Origin of the sequence: Mesorhizobium sp. M1E.F.Ca.ET.041.01.1.1, assembly GCF_003997355.1 — a bacterium.
In the GTDB taxonomy this organism is placed as follows: Bacteria; Pseudomonadota; Alphaproteobacteria; order Rhizobiales; family Rhizobiaceae; genus Mesorhizobium.
Genome location: NZ_RZSL01000436.1, coordinates 1 through 5319 on the forward strand (window position 1 = coordinate 1; position 5319 = coordinate 5319).

Below are 5319 nucleotides of genomic sequence, written 5' to 3' on the forward strand. Positions count from 1 at the left end.
AGGCCGGGCCGGCTCTTGGCGAGGTCGGCGATACCGCCGACCACCGCCGAGGCGGTGGCGTTGCCGCCGGCGCCGGGACCGGAGAGCAAAAGCTCGCCCAGAATGTCGGTCTCGATCGCCACCGCGTTGGTGACGCCGTGCACCTGCGCGATGACGGAGGCCGTCGGCACCATGGTCGGGTGCACGCGTTGCTCGATGCCGCTTTCGGTTCGCTGCGCGACGCCGAGCAGCTTGATGCGGTAGCCGAGATCGGCGGCCGCGCGGATATCGGCCTGGGTGATGTTGGAGATGCCTTCCATATAGATGTCGTTGGCGGCGATCCTGGTGCCGAAGGCAAGGCTGGTCAGGATCGACAGCTTGTGCGCCGTGTCGTGGCCCTCGATGTCGAAGGTCGGATCGGCCTCGGCATAGCCGAGCCGCTGCGCGTCCTTGAGGCAGGCGTCGAAGGAGATGCCTTCGGCCTCCATGCGGGTCAGGATGTAGTTGCAGGTGCCGTTGAGGATGCCGAAGACGCGGGTGACCTGATTGCCGGCCAGCGCCTCGCGCATCGTCTTGATGACCGGGATGCCGCCGGCCACCGCCGCCTCGTAGTTGAGCAGCACGCCCTTCTTCTCGGCGATCTCGGCGAGCTGCACGCCATGCTTGGCCAAAAGCGCCTTGTTCGCGGTGACGACATGGCGGCCGGCCTCGAGCGCCGCCTTGACCGAGGCCCGCGCAGGCCCTTCGTCGCCGCCGATCAGCTCGACAAAGACATCGATATCGGCCTTTTCGGCCATCTCCACCGCATCGTCGAACCACTTGGCGGTGGAGAGATCGACACCACGGTCGCGCTTCGGGTCGCGCGCCGAGACGGCTGTGACGACGATGTCGCGACCGCACTGGCGGGTGAGCTCGGCCGCCTTTTCGTCGAGCACGCGCGCCACCGAGGCGCCCACCGTGCCGAGGCCGGCAATTCCAACACGCAACGCTTCAGCCATGTCCGGCGACGCCCCTCAAAGATTGGTCGGTGTGATGTGCGGCGAGATCAGCGGCGGGCCGTGAGCGGCACGACATTATTGGGCTGCTTGGCGGTCGAGGCCAGGAAGCGCTTGATGTTGCGCGCCGCCTGCCGGATCCGGTGCTCGTTCTCGACCAGCGCCAAGCGCACGAAGTCGTCGCCGTGCTCGCCGAAGCCGATGCCCGGCGCCACCGCGACGTCGGCATGCTCGATGAGCAGCTTGGAGAATTCGAGCGAGCCGAGCTGGCGGAACTGTTCCGGGATCGGCGCCCAGGCGAACATCGAGGCCGCCGGCGCCGGAATGGTCCAGCCGGCGCGGCCGAAGGAATCGACCATCACGTCGCGCCGCTTGTGGTAGACCTCGCGCACCTCCTCGATGTCGGCGCCGTCACCGTTCAGCGCATGCGCCGCCGCCACCTGGATCGGCGTGAAGGCGCCGTAGTCGAGATAGGATTTGACCCGGGTCAGCGCCGCGATCAGCCGTTCGTTGCCGACCGCGAAGCCCATGCGCCAGCCAGGCATGGAAAAGGTCTTCGACATCGAGGTGAACTCGACGCAGACGTCGATCGCGCCCGGGACCTGCAGCACCGAAGGCGGCGGGTTGCCGTCGAAGTAGATCTCCGAATAGGCAAGGTCCGACAGGATGATGATGTCGTTCTTCTTCGCGAAGGCGACCACGTCCTTGTAGAAATCGAGCGAGGCGACCAGCGCCGTCGGGTTCGACGGATAGTTGAGGATCAGCGCTAGCGGCTTCGGGATCGAGTGGCGGATGCCGCGCTCGACGGCCGGGATGAAGCCGTCATCGGGCTCCACCTGCAGCGAGCGGATGACGCCGCCCGACATGATGAAGCCGAAGGCGTGGATCGGATAGGTCGGATTGGGGCACAGGATGACATCGCCCGGCGCGGTGATCGCCTGCGCCATGTTGGCGAAGCCTTCCTTCGAGCCAAGCGTCGCCACCACCTGCGTGTCGGGGTTGAGCTTCACGCCGAAGCGGCGGGCATAGTAGTTCGCCTGGGCGCGGCGCAGGCCCGGAATGCCGCGCGAGGACGAATAGCGATGCGTGCGCGGATCGCGCACCACTTCGCACAATTTGTCGACGATGGATTTCGGCGTCGGCAGGTCCGGATTGCCCATGCCAAGGTCGATGATGTCGGCACCGCGCGAGCGGGCGCTGGCCTTCAACCGGTTGACCTGCTCGAACACGTAGGGCGGAAGCCGGCGGACCTTGTGAAACTCTTCCATTTCAGTTCCAGACGATCAAAAGGGGGCGCTTTCGGCGCGCGATATAAACCTAATTGCAGTTAGGGTCGAGGGCCGGATCGCATTTGCCCTCGATCTGCTTCAGCGTGTCGTCGCCATGCGTCCTGGCGAGTGTGTTGAGCGCGGCCGTATTGGCGGCTGGTTTCGCGCCGCCGCCCTTGGCGAGCTGCGCCTGCTCGTCGGCCTTGAGCTCGCCGAGCTTGGCGGCGGTCTCCTCCTTGCTCAGTTGCTTGGCCGCGACCTGGGGACGAATATTGAGGTTCGGATAGGAACCGGTGTCCTTCGGTCCCTCCGCCAGCGCCGTCGGCGCCGAATTGTTCGCGCCGGTGCTGGTGCAGCCGCCGGCCAGCAGCGGCGCGCACAGCAGCGCGGCCGCGGCAGCGATGCGGCAAATCGAACCGGCGCCGAGAAAATAAGTCCCGCCAACATCAATCGTCATATTGTTTTCCTGGCAGCCGGGTTAGAGCGAGTTGGACCCGGTCGGATGTCCCATGATAATATGTCAAGAAAACGCTCCGGGAGGAACCCCGCGAACCATGTCCAAAGCGACCGATTCGGACAAAGCGGAAAATGACGGACCTTCGACCGTCGAGCAATATCTGGTGAAAGATCCCGAACGGTTCGCGCTGAACATGGCGCGCATGGTCGAGCAGGCCGGCAAGGCGGCCTCCGCCTGGGCCGAGCCGCGCGAGAAGGGCGAGGTGCGCGACCATGTCGCCGAACCCGTGGTCGACATGGTCAAGACCTTCTCCAAGCTCTCGGAATACTGGCTGGCCGACCCGCAGCGCGCGCTGGAAGCGCAGACGCGGCTCTTCGCCGGCTACATGACGGTCTGGGCGAACGCCATCCAGAAGGTCAGCCCCAATGCCGAAAGGCCCGAGGACGCGGTGAAGCCCGAACGCGGCGACAAGCGCTTCCAGGACCCGGAATGGGGCCGCAACGCCTTCTTCGATTTCCTGAAACAGGCCTATCTCGTCACCTCGCGCTGGGCCGCGGACCTGGTCGAGCATGCCGAGGGCCTGGACGAGCACACCCGCCACAAGGCGAGCTTCTACGTCAAGCAGGTCTCCAACGCGATCGCGCCGTCGAACTTCATCCTGACCAACCCGGAATTGTTCCGCGAGACCGTCGCCTCCAACGGCGAGAACCTGGTGCGCGGCATGAAGATGCTGGCCGAGGACATCGCCGCCGGCAGGGGCGACCTGAAGCTCCGCCAGGCGGACTACGCGCCGTTCGAGATCGGCAAGAACATCGCCACGACGCCCGGCAAGGTGATCGGCCGCAGCGACGTCGCCGAGATCATCCAGTACGATCCGACGACGGAGACGGTGCTGAAGCGGCCGCTGCTCGTCTGCCCGCCATGGATCAACAAATACTACATCCTCGATCTCAACCCGCAGAAGTCCTTCATCCGCTGGGCGATCGAGCAGGGCCACACCGTCTTCGTCATCTCCTGGATCAACCCGGATGAGCGCCACGGCGCCAAGGGATGGGAGGCCTATATCCGCGAGGGCCTGCAATACGGCCTCGACATCGTCGGGAAGGCGACCGGCGAGAAGGAGGTGAACGCGATCGGTTATTGCGTCGGCGGCACGCTGCTGGCGGCAGCACTTGCGCTTCTGGCGCAGGAAGGCGACCACCGCATCAAGTCGGCGACCTTCTTCACCACCCAGGTCGATTTCACCCATGCCGGCGACCTGAAGGTTTTCGTCGACGAAGACCAGGTTGCCGCGGTCGAGCGCTCGATGAGCGAGAAGGGCTACCTCGAAGGCACCAAGATGGCGACCGCCTTCAACATGCTGCGCTCGGGCGACCTGATCTGGCCCTATGTCATCAACAACTACATGCGCGGCAAGGACCCCCTGCCCTTCGACCTGCTCTACTGGAACGCCGATTCGACCCGCATGGCGGCGGCCAACCACTCCTTCTACCTGCGCAACTGCTATCTTGAGAACAATCTCTCGCGCGGCACGATGGAGCTTGCCGGCCGCACCGTCTCGCTGGCCGACATCACGATACCGGTCTACAACCTTGCCACGAAAGAGGACCACATCGCGCCGGCGCTCTCGGTGTTCCTCGGCTCGCAGTTTTTCGGCGGCGACGTCGAGTATGTGATGGCGGGCTCGGGCCACATCGCCGGCGTCGTCAATCCGCCCGCGGCGCACAAATACCAGTTCTGGACGGGCGGCAGGCCGGTGGGCGACTTCGGCCAGTGGTTCGCCACCGCGCACGAGCATCTGGGATCCTGGTGGACGCACTGGCAGCACTGGATCGAAAGCCAGGACAATGTGCATGTGCCCGCCCGCAAACCGGGCAAGCGTATGAAAACCCTGGGAGATGCGCCGGGCACCTATGTCAAGATGCGTGTGTAACGGACTGTAATGTCTGGTGAGTTGACGGGCTGGCAAAACAGGCCGAAATGGTGGCGTTAATCGTTTTCGCAACCTCAATTCGCCTTCAGACGCAGAATAAATCCGAGGCTTGCAGATACGATACAGATCCCGTTTCCGGTTCGGGAACAGGAGGTCGTCGCCAGGGGCACTGGAGCGCCACGGCGATGATGAACGGACCGGATGCCAAGGGGGAAATTTGTTTTGAAACCAGAGGGTTGGCGTCTCGCACGAAGGGAAAGCCGCAGCATAGCGGCAGCGCTTTTCTCAGTGCTTCTGGCCTCCTGCACCTCGACCGGCGACCCGACGATGTCGGTCGTCACGCCGGCCTATAATTCGACCGCCACCGAGATGAGCGCGGCTTCCGGCGCCAAGCCTGCAACTTCGACCGATTCGACCTTGCAGGTGACGTCGGCCTCCTCGGAAGCGTCATCGACCGTGATGAGCGAGGACGACAAGCCCCTGCCGGAAAAGGTCGCCTATGTGCCGGAGACCCGCCCCGGCGCCACCTTCCCCAGCGTCGCCGGCGGCGACCTTCTCGGCGGCTGCTTTCGTCTCGTCGGCCGTCTGCGCGGGCTGCGCCAGCGCTTGCGGCGTGTTCCCGGCTATCGAGGTGGCGCCCGCTGGAACGGCGACGCTGGGGAAGGTGGCGCCGGGGCGGGGCTCCGG

Annotated in this window: 4 protein-coding genes and 1 pseudogene; 2 read left to right on the forward strand and 3 right to left on the reverse strand. The window is 65.0% G+C overall.

The genetic code is table 11. The features are described 5' to 3' along the window. The 3 genes from EOA38_RS26995 to EOA38_RS27005 form a co-directional block, all read right to left on the reverse strand. The coding region (locus EOA38_RS26995; RefSeq protein ID WP_145966079.1) for a homoserine dehydrogenase at positions 1-977 on the reverse strand (977 nt) is incomplete at its 3' end. 47 nt (positions 978-1024) lie between these two features. Next, entirely contained in the window at positions 1025-2242 is a 1218-nt protein-coding gene (locus EOA38_RS27000) for an LL-diaminopimelate aminotransferase (RefSeq protein ID WP_126093441.1), read from the reverse strand. A gap of 49 nt (positions 2243-2291) precedes the next feature. Further along, complete coding sequence (locus tag EOA38_RS27005) at positions 2292-2699, reverse strand: hypothetical protein (protein ID WP_189350016.1); 408 nt, start codon at positions 2697-2699, stop codon at positions 2292-2294. Between the two features lie 97 nt (positions 2700-2796). On the opposite strand from EOA38_RS27005, the gene phaC reads away from it, so the two are divergent. After that, positions 2797-4632: a class I poly(R)-hydroxyalkanoic acid synthase gene (gene phaC / locus EOA38_RS27010; RefSeq protein WP_127300668.1), complete on the forward strand. Its 1836-nt coding sequence runs from the start codon at positions 2797-2799 to the stop codon at positions 4630-4632. Between the two features lie 288 nt (positions 4633-4920). Continuing rightward, positions 4921-5319: pseudogene (locus EOA38_RS27015) on the forward strand (hypothetical protein); the annotation flags it as partial.

Coding starts and splice junctions, on each gene's coding strand:
- EOA38_RS27005 (WP_189350016.1), bottom strand. CDS start 2,699: ATGACGATTGATGTTGGCGGGACTTATTTTCTCGGCGCCGGTTCGATT.
- phaC (WP_127300668.1), top strand. CDS start 2,797: ATGTCCAAAGCGACCGATTCGGACAAAGCGGAAAATGACGGACCTTCG.
- EOA38_RS27000 (WP_126093441.1), bottom strand. CDS start 2,242: ATGGAAGAGTTTCACAAGGTCCGCCGGCTTCCGCCCTACGTGTTCGAG.